At 37.2% G+C, this 1,472-nt stretch carries 1 protein-coding gene and 1 pseudogene; both read left to right on the plus strand.

Annotation, left to right across the window (positions count from 1 at the left end):
- Positions 1–219 (plus strand): annotated as a pseudogene (locus F6K49_RS48430) (4-hydroxyphenylpyruvate dioxygenase); the annotation flags it as partial.
- A 346-nt stretch (positions 220–565) separates the two neighbouring features.
- The gene (locus F6K49_RS48435) at positions 566–937 is read left to right on the plus strand and encodes an EF-hand domain-containing protein (protein ID WP_293109814.1); all 372 of its coding nucleotides are present in this window, start codon (positions 566–568) and stop codon (positions 935–937) included.
- The last annotated feature ends 535 nt before the right edge of the window (positions 938–1,472 follow it).

Below are 1,472 nucleotides of genomic sequence, written 5' to 3' on the forward strand. Positions count from 1 at the left end.
GAAATTGCTACCAGAGAAATTTTAGTAGATTGGCAGCAACAGTTTCCCCAAGCTTTGTTACTTCAAACCTTCACCAAGCCCATTTTTGGGAAGCCTACGTTCTTTTTTGAAATCATTGAGCGCCGCTGTCAGGCCAAGGGATTTGGAGAAGGGAATTTTCGTGCTTTGTTTGAAGCAATTGAGCGGGAACAGAACAAGCGAGGAAGTTTAGGAATGTAAGCTAATGCGCGTTCAGCTATAAACTTATGCTTAGGTTAATAATGCTCAAGGTTAATTTCTCTACTTGGAGGTATTGACAAAATGCCTTACCTTTTAACTTGTAATCAATGTCAAGTATCCAGTATAATTCTCTGTGTAGTGAGAAACCTTAGTTTTCTAGACCATAAAATCATGGGAAGTAAGAGTAGCAAGGTGTCGTCTAAGTCAAAACTCCGGGCGCGCTCAGTCCTTCAATTTATAGGTTAAACTACAGTAAAATAAGTCGTTTTTAAGGATTTTTTTTAGACTAATAAGCTACTCATATTAAACTGAAAAACCATAAATTTTAATCCAAGGTTAATTGAAAATGTTAACCGCATTACAACAAAGAAAATTAACAACATTATTCAACAATATCGATGCTGATTCAGGTGGAACTCTCAACCAAGATGATTTTCATCTGATTTTGAATAAACTGGCTATTTCACGAGGGCTAAAACCTAATTCTTGGCAATATGCCTATCTGCGTTCTATCTTGGTGTCCATGTGGAATAACTTGAGTTTGGCTGATCAAAACAGGGATGCAGAAATCACCCTTGAGGAATGGTTTAAGTATTACGACAATCTGATTCACTCAGATGCCTATGAACCCCTTATTCATTTGCAATGTGATGTCTTTTTTGCTTTACTTGATGAGGATGACAATGGAGAAATTAGTCAGCAAGAGTATGTAGATTAGGTCAGTGCCTATGGTGTTGATGCTAGTTGGGCAAGGGAAAATTTTTGCAAACTCGATTTGAATAGTGATGGACATATCTCTCAGGAAGAGCTTTTTACCTTGATGGATGAATTTTTCCGCAGTGATAACCCAAAATCTCCGGGAAATTACTTTTGGGGTTCCTATTAAATTTTTACGGTATTAATCTGAGATATTTTCCATGGATCGAATTCGACGTTCAGACATTCCAGAATTTTATTGTCCAATAGACGTAGCACTCAATAAAACTGGGTAGACCTCTTGCTATTTCCTTAGTCCTAAACTTCTTACACAAAAAGGGATACCCAGATTATTTACTATATAGCACTACGCATTAAGGTGTTTGACATTCCTAAATTACGAAACTTATTCATAGCTTACTTCTGACTTCTGACTTCTGACTTCTGACGCTAAGCGTAGCGCTATACCACTTGATAAAACCCATTAACTATTTCTTCCAAGGAAACTTGGTACCCATCTCAGTTAGAGCAGAAAATACTAGATACAGGATCAGTAG

This window comes from Moorena sp. SIO3I6 (assembly GCF_010672095.1).